This window comes from Agreia sp. Leaf210 (assembly GCF_001421485.1).
Taxonomy (GTDB): domain Bacteria; phylum Actinomycetota; class Actinomycetes; order Actinomycetales; family Microbacteriaceae; genus Agreia.
Window position 1 is genome coordinate 622146 of the sequence record NZ_LMKK01000003.1, and the last position, 18632, is coordinate 640777.

Consider the following 18632-nt stretch of genomic DNA (forward strand, 5'->3'; position numbering starts at 1 on the left):
AGGACACAGGAACGCGCTTTTCCTTTCGACTACTATTGATTCCGAACAAGAGGAGTTCCATGAGCAACGTTTCTGAAGAACCTGGACACGGTCACTCGCCGGCCGCCTGGACCGCCGTGATCGTGATGCTGATCGCTTTCAGCATCGGCACCGTCGCCTTTTTCTTCGACGTGCAGTGGCTCGTCTGGGCCTCTGCCGGCCTTCTCGTCGTGGGAGCGATCCTCGGCAAGGTGCTGTCGGTGGCAGGCTTCGGGGCGTACAGCCCGCGCTACGCCGGCAAAGGACACTAGAGGGTGCTCGACCAGCTCCTCGCCGGCGCTATCGAGGATGCTGAGACGCGACAGCAGACCGTGAGTCTCGCGTCCGTCGAAGCTGCCGCGCTCTCCGCGCCGGCACCGCTCGACGCCCTGTCCTTCCTCGCCCCCGCCGACCGCGTCAAGGTGATCGCCGAGATCAAGCGCTCGAGCCCGTCCAAGGGCGCTCTCGCTGAGATCGTCGATCCCCAGGCTCTCGCCCGTGACTACGAGGCGGGTGGAGCGAGCGCCGTCAGCGTGCTCACCGAGGGTCGACGCTTCGGGGGTTCCCTCGACGACCTGCGCGCCGTGCGCGCTGCCGTCGGCATCCCGGTTCTGCGCAAAGACTTCATCGGCCTCGAATACCAGGTGTTCGAGGCGCGGGCCGCCGGCGCCGACCTCGTTCTTCTCATCGTCGCCGCGCTCGACACGAAGACGCTCACCCGACTGCACAAGCTGATTACCGAACTCGGCATGACCGCGCTGGTCGAGACGCACTCGGCCGACGAACTCAGCCGAGCGATCGACCTGGGCTCCCGTGTGATCGGGGTCAACGCGCGCAACCTCACCACCTTCGAACTCGATCCCGATCTCTTCGGTCGCCTCGCGGGCAGCATCCCCGACGGCACCATCCGTATCGCGGAGTCTGCGGTGAAGACCGCCGCCGACGTTGCTCACTACCGCCGGTCAGGCGCAGACGTGGTGCTCATCGGCGAGGCGCTCGTCACTCACGGCAGTCCTCGCGAAACCCTCACAGAATTCTTGAGCGTATCCTCATGACGATCGAAGCGAACCCCACCCACCTGCGCGACGAGACCGGGCCGTTCTTCGGCGAGTTCGGGGGGCGGTTCATGCCGGAGTCCCTCATCGCGGCTCTCGACGAGCTCTCCGCCGCATACGACGACGCGAAGGCTGACCCCGAGTTCCACCGGGAGCTCGCCGAGCTGCACCGCACCTACACGGGACGCCCCTCCATCATCACGGAGGTTCCCCGTTTCGCCGAGCACGCCGGTGGCGCCCGCATCCTGTTGAAGCGCGAAGATTTGAACCACACCGGTTCGCACAAGATCTGCAACGTGCTCGGACAGGCCCTGATCGCCAAGCGCATCGGCAAGACCCGGCTGATCGCCGAGACAGGTGCGGGTCAGCACGGCGTGGCCACGGCGACTGCCGCAGCCCTGTTCGGCATGGAGTGCGTCGTCTACATGGGCGAGGTCGACACCGAACGGCAGGCGCTGAACGTCGCCCGCATGCGCCTGCTCGGAGCAGAGGTCATCCCGGTGACCACCGGCACGCGCACCCTCAAAGATGCACTCAACGAGGCCTTCCGCGACTGGGTCGCCAACGTCGAGAACACGCACTACCTCCTGGGCACCGTCGCCGGCCCCCATCCCTTCCCGGTCATGGTGCGCGACTTCGTCAAGATCATCGGCGAAGAGGCTCGCCAGCAGGTCATCGATATGACGGGTGCTCTGCCCGACGCCGTCGTGGCCTGCGTCGGCGGCGGCTCGAACGCCATCGGAATCTTCCACGCGTTCCTCGACGACCCCGAGGTCGCGCTCCACGGCTTCGAGGCCGGCGGCGACGGGGTCGACACGCTGCGTCACGCGGCCAGCATCACCATGGGTCGCCCCGGGGTGCTGCACGGGTCGCGAAGCATCATGCTGCAAGACGAAGACGGCCAGACCGTCGACTCGCACTCCATCTCGGCCGGTCTCGACTACCCGGGAGTAGGACCGGAGCACGCATGGCTCGCGTCGATCGGTCGTGCCACGTACACGCCGGTCACCGACGCCGCGGCCATGCAGGCCTTCCGCCTGCTCTGCCAGACAGAGGGCATCATTCCGGCCATCGAGTCGGCGCACGCCCTCGCCGGCGCCATCGAGCTCGGGCGCACGCTCGGCGAGAAGGCGACCATCCTCATCAACCTGTCCGGTCGCGGCGATAAAGACGTCGAGACCGCGGGCGCCTACTTCGGCGTTCTGGATGCCGGGGCCGGCGCATGACCGCCGCCGGCGTCATCGAATCTCCCGTCGCATCCGCAATCGAGGCGAGCCGTCAGGCCCGCGCGGGAGCCCTCATCGGCTACCTTCCGGTCGGTTTTCCGACTCTCGACGAGAGTATCGACGCAGCCGTCGCTCTGGTCGAGAACGGCGTCGATGTGCTCGAACTCGGCATCCCGTACTCCGATCCGGTCATGGACGGCCCGGTCATCCAGAAGGCGACGCAAGCATCGCTCGACGCGGGCTTCCGACTTCGTGATGCCTTCACGGCCGTCGAGAAGATCAGGGCCCGGGTCGATGCCCCGGTTCTACTCATGACGTACTGGAACCCGGTCGTGCAGTACGGCGTCGCCCGCTTCGCCGACGACCTCCTGTCCGCCGGGGGAGCCGGACTCATCACACCCGACCTCACGGTCGACTCCGGAGCGGACTGGTTGGTCGAGAGCGACCGCACCGGCCTCGACCGCGTCTTTCTCGCCGCTCCCACGTCGACAGACGAACGCCTGCGGCTCGCGGTCGAGAACAGCCGCGGATTCGTCTACACCGTCTCCACGATGGGGACGACGGGCGCTCGTGCCGAACTCGGCCTCGCGGCGGAGAAGCTCGTGGGCCGCCTGCGTTCCGTCGGATCGACCAGCGCCTGCGTGGGCATCGGCGTCTCGACAGCAGATCAGATCGCCGAGATCCTCGGCTATGCCGATGGCGCCATCGTCGGATCAGCGCTGGTCCGCGCGCTTGCAGAAGACGGCGTCGCCGGGGTCGCACGCCTCGCCGCGCAACTGGCCACGGGCACCGGTCGCTGAGCGACTCTCCCGCCGTCCTACAATAAGCATCAGCCCCTCTTACGTCTGATCTCCCGCTTCGGCGAGCGAACAGGCGCCCGCACGAGCACAACACGATGAAAGGTCGAAACCGTTGGTCTTCGCCCCCACTAGCATCCCCAGCCCCTCGTGGCAGGGCTTCAGTATCGACATCAGCGGATTCACCGGGTGGCTGCACAGCCTCGGGCTCCCGCAGTACGCAGACACGCTGGAGATTCGCGCATACGCGCTGTGCATCCTGGCGGGAATCGTGCTCGCCACAATCCTCACCTCCCGCCGTCTCACGGCGCGTGGAGCCGAGCCGGGCGTCGTGCTCGACATCATCCTGTGGGCCATTCCCTTCGGCATCATCGGGGCGCGCATCTACCACGTGCTCACGCACCCGGGCGACTACTTCGGCGAAGGAATCGAGTGGTGGAAGGTCTTCGCGGTCTGGGAGGGCGGCATCGCCATCTTCGGCTCTCTGATCGGAGGAGCGGTTGGCGCGTACATCGGGTGCCGTCTGAGCGGCATCCGTTTCTGGACCTTCGCCGACGCACTCGCTCCGGGCATGCTGCTTGCCCAGGCGGCGGGTCGGTTCGGCAACTACTTCAACCACGAACTGTTCGGCACCCCCACCGATCTGCCGTGGGGCCTCGAGATCCCGAAGCCGAATGCGGCGATCCCTGTCGGACTCGCCGACGGCACCCTGTTCCACCCGACCTTCCTCTACGAGGTCATCTGGAACCTGGCCGGTGTCGCCGTGATCATTTTGCTCGAGCGCAAGCTGCGCCTGCAGTGGGGCAAGGCCTTCGGCGTCTACCTCATCTGGTACGGCATCGGACGCACCGTCTTCGAGACGATGCGCGTCGACCCGAGCGAGATCTTCTTCGGCGTTCGCACCAACGTGTGGGGAGCTCTTCTCGCGATCCTGGTCGGCCTCCTCATCATTCTCATCCAGCGCCGAGAGCACCCGGGCGCCGAGCCCGGACCGTATCGCCCCGGAGCAGAGTGGGTGCCCGCGGGCGCTGGGGTAGAATCGAGCGACACTTACTCGGACGACGAGCTCAGAGGCGATGGGGCCACCGAATCTCGCGAGAAAGAATCCGTCGCATCAGACGCCACAAGCGTCGTCGGTGCGACATCCACGAACTGAACTCGACAGTCGCGCAACTCGCGTCCTCAGCTTCCGAACATCGCTACAGCCGACACGACCCGACAGGGCATCGCGGCACTCTCCTTCATGGGCCAGCGGCGTCCCAGATCCTTAAGTAATCACGTAGAGGACGGCACTTCCTTGTCCCAGCAGCCACAGTCCGAACAGCCCCCGCACTCCCGTTTCAGTTCCGTCCCGGTCGCGCAGGGGTTGTACGACCCCGCCGCAGAGAAGGATGCCTGTGGCCTGGCCATGGTCGCGACCCTCCGCGGCACGGCGGGGCACGACATCATCGACACCGCCCTTGGCGCGCTTCGCAATCTCGAACACCGCGGCGCGATCGGCTCCGACGCGGGAACGGGCGATGGGGCGGGAATCCTCACCCAGATCCCAGACGAGTTCCTCCGTGCCGTGGGGCCGGCCGAGCTGCCCCCCGTCGGCCAGTACGCGGTCGGCAATGCCTTCCTCCCGACGGACTCGGTCGAACGCGACACGATCGTGGCGCGCATCGCCGAGATCGCCGAGTCCGAGGATCTCCGCATCCTCGGTTGGCGCGAGGTCCCGATCCGACCCGAAGAGCTCGGTCGCCTCGCCCGTGCCGCGATGCCGGCGATCTGGCAGCTCTTCGTCACCAGCACACACCACGACGCCGACGGCACTCCTCTGAGCGGACTCGTCCTCGACCGGCTGACCTACCGCCTTCGCAAGCGTGCGGAGCGTGAGCTCGAGGTCTACTTCATGTCGCTCTCCTCGCGCACGGTGACCTACAAGGGCATGGTCACGACGCTTCAACTCGAGCCGTTCTACCCCGATCTCTCCGACGAGCGATTCGCGTCGAAGCTCGCGCTGGTGCACTCGCGCTACTCCACGAACACCTTCCCGTCGTGGCCCCTGGCCCAGCCGCTGCGCATGATGGCGCACAACGGCGAGATCAATACGGTGCAGGGCAACCGCAACTGGATGCGCGCACGTCAGTCGCAGCTCGAGTCGGAGGTCATGGGCGACCTGGCCCCTCTCCTTCCGATCGTCACCCCCGGCGCCAGCGACTCCGCGTCGTTCGACGAGGTCGTCGAGCTGCTGACCCTGGCCGGCCGATCCCTTCCGCATGCCGTCATGATGATGGTGCCCGAGGCCTGGGAGAACCAGGCCGATTTCGATCCAGAGCACAAGGCGTTCTACGAGTACCACTCGATGCTGATGGAGCCGTGGGACGGTCCGGCCGCGCTCGTCTTCACCGACGGCGACCTCGTCGGAGCGACGCTCGACCGCAACGGCCTCCGCCCCGGTCGCTACATCGTCACCGACGACGACCTCGTCGTGCTCGCCAGCGAGATCGGTGTCATTGACGTCGATCCTGCCAGGGTGGTGCGCAAGGGGCGTCTGCGTCCCGGGAACATGTTCCTCGTCGACACCGACGCCGGCCGCATCATCGAAGACGAGGAGATCAAGGACTCGCTCGCTGCAACCGGCCCGTACGCCGAGTGGCTCGACGCGGGCCGCATCAACCTCCGCGACCTTCCCGAGCGCGAGCACATCGTGCACACACCCGCATCGGTGACCCGCCGCCAGCGCACCTTCGGCTACACCGAGGAGGAGATCCGCATCCTCCTGATGCCGATGGCCAAGAACGGTGCCGAACCGCTGGGCGCCATGGGCTCGGACACGCCCATCGCGGTGCTCAGCGAGCGACCTCGCCTGCTCTTCGACTACTTCACCCAGCAGTTCGCGCAGGTGACGAACCCGCCGCTCGACTCGATCCGCGAAGAGGTCGTGACCTCGATGCGCCTCGGTCTCGGCCCGGAGCGCAACCTGCTGACCGCGACGGCGGAGCACACCCGCCAGGTCATTCTCGACTTCCCGGTCATCGACAACGACGAGCTCGCGAAGATCCAGCACATCGATCCCCACTCGGGTAGTCGCATCACGACGACGATCCGTGGCCTGTACAGGGTCGAAGACGGGCCGCTCGCCATGCAGGAGCGCATCGCCGAGATGTGCCGCGAGGCCGACCAGGCCATCGACGACGGCGCCTCCTTCATCGTGCTCTCCGACAGGGACTCGAACAAGGACCTCGCCCCCGTTCCGTCGCTGCTGATGCTCTCCGCCGTGCACCACCACCTCATCCGCCAGGAGACCCGCATGAAGGTCGGCCTGATCGTGGAGGCCGGTGACGTGCGCGAGGTGCACCACGTGGCGCTGCTCATCGGCTACGGAGCGTCGGCGGTCAACCCGTACCTCGCCATGGAGACCTGCGAGAACCTGGTGCGCAGCGGTCGCCTGACCGGTCTGACCCCCGAGAAGGCGGTCAAGAACGTCATCAAGGCGCTGGGCAAGGGCGTTCTCAAGATCATGTCCAAGATGGGTATCTCGACCGTGTCGAGCTACGCCGGAGCGCAGGCCTTCGAGGCCGTCGGCCTGGGCACCGACTTCGTGCGCGAGTACTTCACGGGCACTACCACCAAGCTGGGCGGAATCGGAATCGACGTCGTCGCATCCGAGAGCGCGTCGCGGCACCGCGCCGCCTACCCCGAAGATGAGGCGGCCTCGGCTCACGAGCCGCTCGCGACCGGCGGCGAGTACCAGTGGCGCCGCGAGGGACCCCCGCATCTCTTCAACCCCGAGACGGTCTTCCGTCTGCAGCACTCGACCCGCAACCGTCGCTACGACATCTTCCGTGACTACACGCGGTTGATCGACGAGCAGGCCGAGAACCTCATGACCCTGCGGGGGCTCTTCAAGCTCCGCAACGGCGCGCGCCCGCCCGTTCCTCTCGACGAGGTCGAACCGATCGAGTCGATCGTCAAGCGATTCTCCACCGGCGCGATGAGCTACGGCTCCATCTCGCAGGAGGCGCACGAGACCCTTGCCATCGCCATGAACTCGATCGGCGCTAAGTCGAACACCGGTGAGGGCGGCGAGGACACCGACCGTCTGCTCGACCCACGCCGGCGCAGCGCGATCAAGCAGGTCGCGTCCGGTCGTTTCGGCGTGACGAGCATGTACCTGACCCACGCCACCGACATCCAGCTGAAGATGGCGCAGGGCGCGAAGCCCGGCGAGGGTGGCCAGCTTCCCCCCACCAAGGTCTACCCCTGGGTTGCGCGCACCCGCCACGCCACGGCGGGCGTCGGGCTGATCTCGCCGCCTCCGCACCACGACATCTACTCGATCGAGGACCTCAAGCAGCTGATCTTCGACGTCAAGCGGGCGAACCCGTTGGCCCGCGTGCACGTCAAGCTGGTCAGCCAGTCGGGAATCGGCGCGGTCGCCGCGGGGGTCACCAAGGCGCTGGCCGATGTGGTGCTCGTCTCGGGCCACGACGGCGGCACGGGCGCGAGCCCGCTGAACTCGCTGAAGCACGCGGGAACCCCCTGGGAGATCGGACTCGCCGAGACGCAGCAGACGCTGATGCTGAACGGCATGCGCGATCGAGTCGTGGTGCAGGTCGACGGCCAGATGAAGACCGGGCGGGATGTCATCATCGGCGCACTGCTCGGCGCGGAGGAGTACGGCTTCGCGACCGCCCCGCTCGTCGTCGAGGGCTGCATCCTGATGCGCGTCTGCCACCTCGACACGTGCCCCGTCGGCGTCGCGACGCAGAACCCCGAGTTGCGAGCACGGTTCACCGGCAAGCCCGAATTCGTCGTGAACTTCTTCGAGTTCCTGGCGCAGGAGGTGCGCGAGTACCTGGCCGAGCTCGGATTCCGCTCACTCGACGAGGCGATCGGTCATCACGAGCTGATCGACATGAACGGCGCGATCGAGCACTGGAAGGCGGACGGCCTCGACCTTAGCCCCATCCTCGTCGGGCCCGACTTCGCCGACGACGAACCGCGCTCGAATCGACGTCAGCAGGACCACGAGCTCGAGAAGCACTTCGACAACCGTCTCATCCACGAATCGCAGTCCGCCCTGGAGTTCGGTGAGCCCGTGGCCATCACGCTTCCGATCCGCAACACCGAGCGCGCGGTGGGCACGATGCTGGGCAACCAGGTCACGCTGAAGCACGGAGAGGCCGGGCTTCCGGAGGGAACCATTCAGGTCACCCTGCTCGGTTCCGCAGGGCAGTCCTTCGGAGCGTTCCTTCCTTCGGGCATCACACTGCGCCTCGAAGGCGACTCGAACGACTACGTCGGCAAGGGTCTCTCCGGCGGACAGATCATCGTCCGGCCCGACCGTCGCAGCGCGTTCGCGGCCGAAGAGAATGTGATCGCCGGAAACGTGATCGGCTACGGCGCGACGCGGGGCAGCATGTTCATCCGCGGCATCGTGGGCGAACGTTTCCTGGTGCGCAACTCCGGCGCGACGGCCGTCGTCGAGGGTGTGGGAGATCACGCGCTCGAGTACATGACCGGAGGTCTCGCGCTCATCCTCGGAGCGACCGGACGCAACCTCGGCGCGGGCATGTCGGGGGGAACCGCCTACATTCACCGTCTGCGCACCGAGAGCGTGAACCGCGACTCGCTCGCGAGCGGCGAATTGACGTTGCTTCCCCTGGGCAGCGCAGACGCGGAGATCGTGCGCGATCTGCTCACCCGCCACGAACTCGAGACAGGATCGACGCTCGCCGCGGCGATGCTGGCCGATTTCGACACGACCGTGACGGAGTTCGTCAAGGTTCTTCCCCGCGACTACGCCGCGGTGCTGGAGACCAGGCAGACGGCCGTCGATGAAGGACTCGACCCCGATGGCGACATCGTCTGGGGACGCATTTTGGAGGTAACCGGTGGCTGATCCCAAGGGATTCCTGAAGGTTCAGGAGCGCGAGCTGCCCAAGAGACGACCGGTCTCGGTGCGGCTCATGGACTGGAAAGAGGTCTACGAGCAGGGCGATCCGTCCGAGCTTCGTCGCCAGGCGGGCCGCTGCATGGACTGCGGCATCCCGTTCTGTCATCAGGGCTGCCCTCTGGGCAACCTGATTCCGGAATGGAACGATCTGATGTTCCGCGGCGAAGGCCGACAGGCGATCGAACGCCTGCACGCCACGAACAACTTCCCGGAATTCACCGGTCGACTCTGCCCGGCGCCCTGCGAGAGCTCCTGCGTTCTGGGCATCAATCAGCCTGCCGTCACCATCAAGCAGGTCGAGGTCTCGATCATCGATCAGGCGTTCGCGAACGGATGGGTGCAGCCGCACCCGCCGGAGCGGCTGAGCGGAAAGACCGTCGCCGTCGTCGGATCCGGCCCTGCCGGCCTCGCCGCCGCCCAGCAGCTGACTCGAGCGGGTCACACCGTCGCCGTATACGAGCGCGACGACCGCATCGGGGGGCTGCTGCGCTACGGCATCCCCGACTTCAAGATGGAGAAGAAGCAGCTCGAGCAGCGGCTCAACCAGATGATGGCCGAGGGCACGCGCTTCCGCGCCGGCATCACCATCGGCGTCGACATCTCCTGGGACGACCTGAGGGCTCGCTACGACGCCGTCATCGTCTGCACCGGCGCCACCGTTCCTCGCGACCTCCCGATTCCGGGACGAGACCTCTCGGGCGTGCACTTCGCCATGGACTACCTCGTGCAGCAGAACAGGCTCGGGGCGGGCGACACCATCGCCGATCAGATCACGGCAGAAGACAAGCACGTCGTCGTTCTCGGCGGTGGCGACACCGGCGCAGACTGCATCGGCACGGCGCACCGCCAGGGCGCGCGTTCCGTGACCAACCTCGCCATCGGCGCTCAGCCCCCGAGCGAGCGTCGCCCCGACCAGCCGTGGCCCACGTTCCCGACCCTGTTCGAGGTCTCCAGCGCCCACGAAGAGGGCGGCGAGAGGCAGTTCCTCGCGACGACGGTCGAGTTCCTGTCGAACGAGTCGGGCGAGGTCCGTGCCATCCGCGTGGCCGAGACCGAATTCATCGACGGACGCCGCGTGCCCAAGGCGGGCACGGAGCGCGAGATCCCGGCCGATCTGGTTCTTCTGGCCCTGGGATTCACTGGCGCGGAGCACACCGAGCTCACCAGCCAGCTGGGCGCCCAGTTCGACGAGCGCGGCACCGTCGGCCGTGCCAGCGACTACCAGACGAGCGTGCCCGGCGTGTTCGCGGCCGGCGACGCCGGTCGCGGTCAGTCGCTCATCGTCTGGGCGATTGCTGAGGGACGTGCTGCGGCGTCGGCCGTAGACGAGTACCTTGAAGGTGCCACGGAACTCCCGTTCCCCGTCAAGCCCACCGACCGCTCGATCTCGATCTAGCCTTCCATCCCGTATTTTCCTTCATCCGATTCAGCCACCGATCCCGATTGCGCCCTGCGTGGGCGCAGAGAACACGGAGTACCACTACACGATGAGACGCGCAAAAATCGTCGCCACCCTCGGCCCGGCAACGTCCAGCTACGAAGACATCCGGGCGATCATCGACGCGGGCGTTGATGTCTGCCGGATGAACCTCAGCCACGGCACCTACGACGTGCACGAGGGCATCTACGCCACCGTGCGCAAGGCCGCTGCAGACTCGGGGCGAGCCGTCGCCGTCCTGGTCGACCTGCAGGGTCCCAAGATCCGCCTGGGAAAGTTCGAGGGCGGGCCGTACTACCTCAGCGAAGGTGACATCTTCACCATCACGATCGACGACGTGCTCGGAACCAAAGAGCTCTCCGGTACGACGTTCAAGGGCCTGCCTCAGGACGTGAAGCCCGGTGACTTCCTTCTGATCGACGATGGCAAGGTCAAGGTCGAGGTCGTCGAGTCAGACGACCGCACGGTCACGACGAAGGTCATCGTTGCGGGCAATGTCTCGAACAACAAGGGCATCAACCTCCCGGGCGTTGCGGTCAACGTGCCGGCCCTGTCGGCGAAAGACGAGGCCGATCTGCGTTGGGGCCTGAAGCTCGGCGCCGACCTGATCGCCCTGTCGTTCGTTCGCGACGCGAAAGACGTCGAGCGTGTGCACGAGATCATGGCAGAGGAGAACCGCCGTGTTCCCGTCATCGCCAAGATCGAGAAGCCGCAGGCGGTCGACAACCTCGAAGAGATCATCGATGCGTTCGACAGCATCATGGTGGCTCGCGGTGACTTGGGCGTCGAGCTTCCCCTCGAGGCGGTCCCGATCGTTCAGAAGCGCGCGATCGAGCTGTCCCGACGCATGGCCAAGCCGGTCATCGTGGCGACGCAGATGCTGGAGTCGATGATCTCGAGCCCGATCCCCACCCGCGCCGAGACGTCCGATGTCGCGAACGCCGTTCTCGATGGCGCAGACGCGGTGATGCTGAGTGGCGAGACCAGTGTTGGCGAATACCCCGTCATCACGGTGCAGACCATGGCCCGCATCGTGGAGTCGACCGAGATCCACGGCCTCGACCGAATCCCCGCGCTCGGCACGAAGCCGCGCACCCAGGGCGGTGCCGTCACTCTGGCCGCCGAAGAGGTCGCCAACTTCGTCGAGGCGAAGTTCGTTGTCGTCTTCACCGAGTCGGGCGACTCCGTGCGCCGCATGTCGCGCCTGCGCTCCAAGATTCCCATGATCGGTCTCACTCCCGAAGAGGGCATCCGCAACCGCATGGCGCTCACCTGGGGTGTCGAGTCCTACCTCACCGAGCGCGTCAAGCACACCGACCAGCTCATGGTGCAGGTCGACGAGGTGCTTCTCGGCAAGGAGCTGGCAGAGTCCGGCGACAAGGTCGTCGTGATCTGCGGATCCCCTCCCGGAAAGTCGGGCACCACCAACGACATGCGCATCCATGTCGTCGGTTCAGCCCACAACCCGTCGAAGCCCGGGGTCGTCGAGAACTAACGACCCGGCTTTCACGAATGCCCCCCTCACGTCGCGCGTGAGGGGGGCATTCCTGCGTGAGGGTGTCATGCCCTACACCTCGGTCCCGCGCCTGGCAATGGCAGGGCGGCGCTCTGTCGCCTCTCATCCATCCGGAATAGTGTCAGCACATGACTGATACATCGAACAACGACGTTCACGGCGGAGCTACACCGGAGAACGCGGCCACCGGCCCAGAAGGCAAGACCATCGGCGACTGGACGGATCTCGGTCGCGAGATGTGGTCGTATCTCACGGGCCGCGGTGCCGCGGTCAACTACAGCTTCGTCGACATGGTCGTCGAAGTACCGCGAGACATCGGCCCCGACGCTCCGAGGGCGACCTGGAAGTTCAACGGCACGCTGAGAATCACGACCAGCGACGACCAGGCGCCGGGCTCAGACCAGCTCCGCTCCTGACGTCATGGCCGCAGCGATCCGTTTCGACATCGACCTGACGTTCCGCCTCGACGGTGACGATGCCATCGAGGGCTCGATCACAGCCGCCGGTTCCACCATCGAGATTCTCGTCTCCCGCCCCGAGGCATTCATCGACCGCACCCGGGCATCGCTGGCGCACGTCCGAGATCTCGCCGGAGGACTCGCCCGGCGGGGGGTGACCGTCCGGCTGTCGGGCCCCGCGGGCATGGTGGGGGAGTTGGGTGCCGTCAAGACCTCGCTCGCCCAACGGGTCGCATCGGGTTCTCCGCACATCAGGCTCGGCAAGACAGGCGTCGTCACGTCGCTTCTGCTGCGACGACCCGATGCCGTGAACCGTGTCGCCTTCCCCCCGGCGACCCTCTTGCCGCTGCTGCCGACATTCGATCGTCGGGCTCGGTTCCGCCCGACCACCACCCATGCGGCGCCGGGAGCCGGGCGCCCTCGCCTGATCTTCGTGATCGGTTCGGAGAACTGGGACGGGTCACCGCCGAAGGAGTTCGAGCTGCTCGACGGAGTGACCGTCATCGGCTCGGGTCCCGATGCCGATCTGCACCTCGACGGGCTCGACCCGGTGCAAGCGACGATCACGCACACGGACGACGACGAGTACACGCTGCGCCTGAACTCCGAGACGGAAGGCGACATCCCTCTTCTCGATCGGGATTCCCCGCGTCGTCCTCTCGCTCGCGTCCTCCGCACGGGTGCGCGCATCGAACTGGGCGAGTGGCGACTGGGGTACTTCCGGGCCGAGTTCGCCGATCACGGGCGGCCGTTCGGCGGCAGGATGGGCGGAGAACTCTCCCGGCAGAAGCCGCAACCGCCTCGTCCGGGTGCACGACACGACGGGGGAGCAGAGCAGTAGCGGCCTGACCGGGATCGGCGCGCATTAACGAAGAGTGGCCCAGGCGAAACGCCTGGGCCACTCTGAGATGGGCTGGAAATGCTCAGCTCATATGCACGCGGGTGTTAGCCCTGACGCGACTTGAACCGGGGGTTGAGCTTGTTGATCACGAGCGTACGCCCGTTACGTCGAACAACCTGCGAACCCTGCATCTTCTTCATCGAACCCAGTGAATTACGTACCTTCATACTGAACTCCTTTCCCTTTGGCAGGTATAACGCTCGAACTCGACCGTTATTCCCGGAGGGACGCGACCGTGCACAGGGGAGAAGCGACGAAGAAAAAGTACCGGTGGTGGGACTCGAACCCACAAGCCCTCACGGACAGCGCATTTTGAGTGCGCCGCGTCTGCCATTCCGCCACACCGGCTCGTTCACGTGCTGGGATCAGAATACCGTAGGCTTGCAGGGTGTCAGACCAAGAATCCACCCCCGTCGCGCCCCGTCGCGTAGTCGTTGCAGAAGACGAATCGCTGATCCGTCTCGATATCGTCGAGATCCTCCGTGACAACGGTTTCGAGGTCGTCGGTGAGGCGGGAGATGGCGAGACCGCCGTCGCACTCGCCACCGAACTGCGCCCCGACCTGGTCATCATGGACGTGAAGATGCCCCAGCTCGATGGCATCTCGGCCGCCGAGCGCCTCAGCAAGGGCCACATCGCGCCCGTCGTGCTGCTCACCGCCTTCAGCCAGAAAGAGCTCGTCGAGCGCGCGACCGAAGCCGGAGCACTGGCCTACGTCGTCAAGCCGTTCACGCCGAGCGATCTGCTGCCCGCCATCGAGATCGCCCTGTCGCGCTACGCCCAGATCATCACGCTCGAGGCCGAGGTCGCCGACCTCGTCGAGCGGTTCGAGACCCGCAAGCTGGTCGACCGCGCCAAGGGCCTTCTCAACGAGAAGATGGGCCTGACCGAGCCTGAGGCCTTCCGCTGGATCCAGAAGGCGTCGATGGATCGTCGCCTCACCATGCACGATGTCGCCCTGGCGATCATCGAGCAGCTCAGCGCCAAGAAGTAGAGCCTGCCCTGTCGTCCAACGGTTCCGCGTTCCGTCGTCGCGCTCAGGCCTCTGCCGAGCCCGACCGACCAATTCGGCGGGCGACCCTGAAGCTCAAGCACGAGGTCCTGCCGGCCAACGCCTCTCTGTTCGCCGCCGATATCGTCACGGTGGCGCGCTCCGTCAGCGGGGTCGAACTCGACTATTCGGTCGTCAGCCTCGATCAGGTCGATGCACTCGTGGCGGGTTTCCGAGCCCAGGGCGTGACCGAAGATCGATTCGCGGAGACGCTTTTCGGCTTCGGCTGTTACGTCGGCGAGGTCATGGTGCGGCACGCGGGCGGCACGTGGACGACCAGCGCCGGGACAGCCCTCGAGGCGTACGCGAGCTTCCCCCTGCTGGTCTCGCTCCCTCCGCAGAACCTCAGCAACCCGATCGGCAAGGTCTTCAAGGCGTTCCGCAACGGCGAGTCTGACAGCGTCGCTCACTTCTACAGAGCGATGACCTCGAACTGACTCAGTTCTTCTTGTCGATGATCATGTTCGTGATGCGGATCGTCGAACAGCGTCGACCCTGATCGTCGTCGATGGCGATCTCGTGCGTCGTGAGGGTGCGTCCCAGGTGGATGGGCGTGCAGACCGCGGTGACCAGACCGCTGCGAGCCGATCGCGTGTGCGAGGCGTTGATCTCGATGCCGACGGCGAGCCGATCGGGGCCTGCATGCAGATTCGCCGACATGGAGCCGAGAGACTCGCCGAGAACGACGTACGCACCGCCGTGCAGCAGATTCGCCGGCTGTCTGTTGCCCTCGACCGGCATGGTGGCGACGGCCCGCTCGAGCGTGAACTCGACGAACTCTATGCCCATCTTCTGCGCCAATTCGCCCGCGCCCCTGTCGCGAATCCAGCCCAGCGCATCCACAGTGTTTTCGGTCATCGTCGCCTTCGAATGCTGGGGCCCGGCCGCCGTCGGAGGTGACTTGTAGGCTGGGGGTCGTGTCGGATTCAGAAAAGCCTACCCTCCTCGTCATCGACGGCCATTCACTCGCGTTCCGGGCGTTCTACGCCCTGCCCGTCGACAGTTTCCAGACTCGCGACGGGCAGCACACGAACGCGATCCACGGCTTCATCGCCATGCTCATCAACCTTCTGAAGGCAGAGAAACCGACCCACATCGCGGTGGCGTTCGACATCTCGCGACATTCGTTCCGCACCCGCGAATACCCCGAATACAAGGGCACCAGGGGCGAAACGCCTCCCGAGTTCAAGGGCCAGATCCCTCTGCTCGAAGAGGCCTTGCACGCCATGAACATCACGACGGTCTCGAAAGAAGACTACGAAGCCGACGACATCCTGGCCACCCTCGCACGCCAGGGAGAAGAGCAGGGCTACCGCGTCTTCGTCGTCTCGGGCGACCGCGACAGCATCCAGCTCATCCGCCCCGACGTCACGCTGCTCTATCCGTCTGCCATGGGCGTCTCGCAACTCACGCGCTACGACGCAGAGAAGGTCTTCGACAAGTACGGCGTGCAACCGCACCAGTACCCCGAGATCGCCGCTCTCGTGGGCGAGACGAGCGACAACCTGATCGGCGTCGACAAGGTGGGCCCCAAGACCGCCGCCAAGTGGATTAACCTGTACGGCAGCCTCGACGCGATCATCGAGCGCAGAGACGAGATCAAGGGCGTCGTCGGCGACAAGCTCCGCGAGCAGTATGCGAACGCCGTGCGCAATAGAAAACTCAATCACCTGCTCACCGACGTCGAGCTGCCGGTCGGCCCGGCAGATCTGGAGCGCAAGCCCATCGACGAGCAGGCTCTCCGCGAGGTGTTCGGCCGGCTCGAGTTCCGCACGCTGCTCGACCGTGTGCTGAAGCTCGACGGGCTGGGTGCTGCACCGGATGCGTCGGCCGCGCAGGGCTCCGCCGATCCCGAGGCGGTTCCCGCCTCGATCACGCCTCCGACTCCGGCCGCGGTGCTCGACGAGGAGCTCGAACTTTGGCTCTCGCGAGCACAGAAGAGCAATCCCGACGGCCTCGCTCTGGCCGTCGAAGAGCAGGGCGGCGTGCCCATCGGCCTGGGCATCGCATCCGCCACCGAAAGCCTCTTCGCCCCGTGGAGCGCAGGCAGTCTCGACTACTCGGCCCTCGAGGCCTGGCTGGCTGGCGACTCGCCGAAGATCATGCACGGAGCAAAAGAGCAGATCAAGACGCTTCGCCGGGCCGGCCTCGCCGTGTCGGGGCTGCGCTTCGATACGACGCTCGCCGCTTGGTTGGTGCGCCCCGACTCCTCGGCCGACCGTTCGCTCGCCGAACTCGTCGATCGCACCCTGGCCGAAGTGCTGCCCACTCCCGACCCGAATCAGCTCGTGCCCGACGACGCGTCCGACGTCGGCCCGGCGACCCACGCCTGGTACATCGCCCGCGTGGCCGCGGCTCAGACGTCGTCGCTCGACGAGCGGACCCTGCGCGTTCTCGGCGAGATCGAGATCCCCACGCTGATGGCGCTCGTCGACATGGAGCTCATCGGCATCACCGTGAGCCACGACGAGCTCTCGCAGCTCTCCGCCGAACTAGCCACTACGGCCACCGGCCTCGCTACAGACGCCTACGAGATCATCGGCGGCGAGATCAACCTCGGTTCTCCCAAGCAGATCCAGGAGGTGCTCTTCGACCGCCTGTCGATGCCGAAGACTCGTGCCACCAAGACGGGCTACTCCACCGACGCCGGTGCCTTGGCCGATCTGCAGGCGTCCAGCCCGCATCCTTTCCTCGGTCTCCTGCTGCAGCACCGTGACGCCACGAAGCTCCGCCAGATCATCGAGACGGTCGACAAGGCCATCGCGCCCGACGGCCGTGTGCACACGCGCTACGTGCAGACCGGTTCGAGCACCGGTCGCATCTCCTCTACAGATCCCAATCTGCAGAACATCCCCGTGCGCGCCGAAGAGGGCCGTCGCATCCGGCACGCCTTTCAGGTGGGCGATGGTTTCGAGACTCTTCTCACAGCCGACTACTCGCAGATCGAGATGCGCATCATGGCGCACCTCTCCGGCGACGAGGGCCTCATCACGGCCTTCACCGAAGGAGAAGACCTGCACCGCTTCGTCGGAGCGCACGTCTTCGGTGTCGAGCCCTCCGATGTGACACCGGCGATGCGCACCAAGGTCAAGGCCATGTCGTACGGTCTCGCCTACGGCCTCAGCGCCTTCGGCCTGTCGAAGCAGCTACGCATCGACTCCAGCGAGGCCAAGAAGCTGATGTCCGACTACTTCGAGCGCTTCGGAGCCGTGCGCGACTTCCTGCGCAACGTCGTGCTGCAGGCGAAAGAAGATGGCTACACCGAGACGATCTTCGGGCGTCGCCGCCCCTTCGCGAACCTCAACAGCGCCAACAGGGTGCTTCGAGACAACGACGAGCGGGCCGCCCTCAACGCCCCGATCCAGGGCACAGCCGCCGACATCATCAAGATCGCCATGATCAACATCGCGAGCGACCTGAAAGAACAGCAGCTCGCATCGCGCATGCTGCTGCAGGTGCACGACGAGCTGGTCTTCGATGTGGCACCGGGTGAGTGGCAGACGCTCTCCGAGATCGTCACCACACGCATGAGTACCGCCGCCGAGCTTCGCGTTCCCCTTGAGGTGCAGGTGGGTCGCGGCGCGAACTGGAACGACGCCGCGCACTGATCGCTCGAGGCGCGGGTCCTCGTCTTCTCGACACCTTTCGGACACCTCCAGGACGCAATCCCGACATCCGAGTCACAGAGACTATCGAGGTGACGACCTCGGCGAGCATCGTATTCTCGTCTTTCACGTCGGCGGCCGACCCGATGCCTCGAGCGTGGTCGAGGTTTCGAGATCAGCTGACGGCACCATCGGAGAGACCCATCGATCACCTCTCCGATCCGCAGGCCGGACCGGTCTGCGTCTGGCGCCTCCTGGCCAGCAACAATCGCGAACTCGGGCGCAGCGCCCTGATCTATCGCTCGTTCGACGACGCGCGCGCCGCCGTGTTCGAGGCTCGACTGGAGCGGCGCGACATCGAGATCCGTTCGGTTCACGGGCCGAATGCTGGCACCCACGGATGGTTCGCCCACGAAGCCGACGCACCGCCGCTGATGACGTGCGGTCGGTGGTACGGCGCCCACGCCGCGAGCGTGGATGCGGCGCAGCACTCGATCGAGGCGTTCTTCGAGGCGACCGTTCTCGCGGAGGGCCACCGGCGGCTGTCTCCGGACAGACGCCGTTCCACCCGAGAGGCGATGTGTGCTCCGAGCGAGATCGTGCGCAGTCGGAGCTCCTAGCTA

The 18632-nt window shown here is 66.0% G+C and carries 16 protein-coding genes and 1 tRNA gene; 14 read left to right on the forward strand and 3 right to left on the reverse strand.

From position 1 onward, the window contains the following. Positions 1-59: 59 nt before the first annotated feature. From ASE64_RS13360 to ASE64_RS13405, 10 genes are all read left to right on the forward strand, one after another. Positions 60-290, forward strand: coding sequence for a DUF6704 family protein (locus ASE64_RS13360; RefSeq protein ID WP_055781339.1), 231 nt, complete (start codon positions 60-62; stop codon positions 288-290). 3 nt (positions 291-293) lie between these two features. After that, positions 294-1073 carry an indole-3-glycerol phosphate synthase TrpC gene (trpC, locus tag ASE64_RS13365; RefSeq protein ID WP_055781342.1) on the forward strand — a complete coding sequence of 260 codons (780 nt, stop codon included), beginning with the start codon at positions 294-296 and terminating at the stop codon, positions 1071-1073. Next, positions 1070-2299 carry a tryptophan synthase subunit beta gene (gene trpB / locus ASE64_RS13370; RefSeq protein ID WP_055781345.1) on the forward strand — a complete coding sequence of 410 codons (1230 nt, stop codon included), beginning with the start codon at positions 1070-1072 and terminating at the stop codon, positions 2297-2299. Before trpC ends, trpB begins: the two co-directional genes overlap by 4 nt. Next, positions 2296-3099, forward strand: coding sequence for a tryptophan synthase subunit alpha (gene trpA, locus ASE64_RS13375; RefSeq protein ID WP_055781348.1), 804 nt, complete (start codon positions 2296-2298; stop codon positions 3097-3099). Before trpB ends, trpA begins: the two co-directional genes overlap by 4 nt. Positions 3100-3289: 190 nt before the next feature. After that, entirely contained in the window at positions 3290-4252 is a 963-nt protein-coding gene (gene lgt, locus ASE64_RS13380; protein WP_235480643.1) for a prolipoprotein diacylglyceryl transferase, read from the forward strand. Positions 4253-4339: 87 nt separating this feature from the next. Beyond that, complete coding sequence (gene gltB / locus ASE64_RS13385; RefSeq protein WP_082466283.1) at positions 4340-8986, forward strand: glutamate synthase large subunit; 4647 nt, start codon at positions 4340-4342, stop codon at positions 8984-8986. Then, a complete protein-coding gene (locus tag ASE64_RS13390; RefSeq protein ID WP_055781354.1) occupies positions 8979-10436 on the forward strand; it encodes a glutamate synthase subunit beta in 1458 nt (485 codons plus the stop codon). The genes gltB and ASE64_RS13390 overlap by 8 nt, the downstream gene beginning before the upstream one ends. 91 nt (positions 10437-10527) lie before the next feature. After that, on the forward strand, positions 10528-11973 hold the full coding sequence (gene pyk, locus ASE64_RS13395) for a pyruvate kinase (RefSeq protein ID WP_055782059.1): 1446 nt from the start codon (positions 10528-10530) through the stop codon (positions 11971-11973). 149 nt (positions 11974-12122) lie between these two features. Further along, entirely contained in the window at positions 12123-12410 is a 288-nt protein-coding gene (locus ASE64_RS13400; RefSeq protein ID WP_055781357.1) for a hypothetical protein, read from the forward strand. 4 nt (positions 12411-12414) lie between these two features. After that, positions 12415-13293 (forward strand): hypothetical protein, encoded by an 879-nt coding sequence (locus ASE64_RS13405; protein WP_082466284.1) that lies wholly within the window; start codon positions 12415-12417, stop codon positions 13291-13293. Between the two features lie 104 nt (positions 13294-13397). Here ASE64_RS13405 and ASE64_RS13410 read toward each other — a convergent pair whose 3' ends face one another. Next, positions 13398-13520 carry a ribosomal protein bL36 gene (locus ASE64_RS13410; RefSeq protein WP_055781360.1) on the reverse strand — a complete coding sequence of 41 codons (123 nt, stop codon included), beginning with the start codon at positions 13518-13520 and terminating at the stop codon, positions 13398-13400. Positions 13521-13618: 98 nt separating this feature from the next. Then, positions 13619-13701 (reverse strand) — tRNA-Leu (locus ASE64_RS13415). A gap of 40 nt (positions 13702-13741) precedes the next feature. On the opposite strand from ASE64_RS13415, the gene ASE64_RS13420 reads away from it, so the two are divergent. Both ASE64_RS13420 and ASE64_RS13425 read left to right on the forward strand, forming a co-directional pair. Continuing rightward, on the forward strand, positions 13742-14347 hold the full coding sequence (locus tag ASE64_RS13420) for an ANTAR domain-containing response regulator (RefSeq protein WP_055781364.1): 606 nt from the start codon (positions 13742-13744) through the stop codon (positions 14345-14347). A 149-nt stretch (positions 14348-14496) separates the two neighbouring features. Continuing rightward, positions 14497-14841, forward strand: a complete 345-nt coding sequence (locus ASE64_RS13425; RefSeq protein WP_200920227.1) for a hypothetical protein — start codon at positions 14497-14499, stop codon at positions 14839-14841. 1 nt (position 14842) lies between these two features. Here ASE64_RS13425 and ASE64_RS13430 read toward each other — a convergent pair whose 3' ends face one another. Further along, positions 14843-15262 carry a PaaI family thioesterase gene (locus ASE64_RS13430; protein ID WP_055781369.1) on the reverse strand — a complete coding sequence of 140 codons (420 nt, stop codon included), beginning with the start codon at positions 15260-15262 and terminating at the stop codon, positions 14843-14845. Positions 15263-15321: 59 nt separating this feature from the next. On the opposite strand from ASE64_RS13430, the gene polA reads away from it, so the two are divergent. Then, entirely contained in the window at positions 15322-18012 is a 2691-nt protein-coding gene (gene polA, locus ASE64_RS13435; RefSeq protein WP_055781371.1) for a DNA polymerase I, read from the forward strand. Positions 18013-18101: 89 nt separating this feature from the next. Then, positions 18102-18629, forward strand: a complete 528-nt coding sequence (locus tag ASE64_RS13440) for a hypothetical protein (protein ID WP_055781373.1) — start codon at positions 18102-18104, stop codon at positions 18627-18629. Positions 18630-18632: the final 3 nt, after the last annotated feature.

What these genes read in the sequence shown, in the direction of transcription:
- ASE64_RS13360 (WP_055781339.1), top strand. Translation starts at nt 60, where the DNA reads ATGAGCAACGTTTCTGAAGAACCTGGACACGGTCACTCGCCGGCCGCC.
- trpB (WP_055781345.1), top strand. Translation starts at nt 1,070, where the DNA reads ATGACGATCGAAGCGAACCCCACCCACCTGCGCGACGAGACCGGGCCG.
- trpA (WP_055781348.1), top strand. Translation starts at nt 2,296, where the DNA reads ATGACCGCCGCCGGCGTCATCGAATCTCCCGTCGCATCCGCAATCGAG.
- gltB (WP_082466283.1), top strand. Translation starts at nt 4,340, where the DNA reads ATGGGCCAGCGGCGTCCCAGATCCTTAAGTAATCACGTAGAGGACGGC.
- pyk (WP_055782059.1), top strand. Translation starts at nt 10,528, where the DNA reads ATGAGACGCGCAAAAATCGTCGCCACCCTCGGCCCGGCAACGTCCAGC.
- ASE64_RS13400 (WP_055781357.1), top strand. Translation starts at nt 12,123, where the DNA reads ATGACTGATACATCGAACAACGACGTTCACGGCGGAGCTACACCGGAG.
- ASE64_RS13405 (WP_082466284.1), top strand. Translation starts at nt 12,415, where the DNA reads ATGGCCGCAGCGATCCGTTTCGACATCGACCTGACGTTCCGCCTCGAC.
- ASE64_RS13410 (WP_055781360.1), bottom strand. Translation starts at nt 13,520, where the DNA reads ATGAAGGTACGTAATTCACTGGGTTCGATGAAGAAGATGCAGGGTTCG.
- ASE64_RS13430 (WP_055781369.1), bottom strand. Translation starts at nt 15,262, where the DNA reads ATGACCGAAAACACTGTGGATGCGCTGGGCTGGATTCGCGACAGGGGC.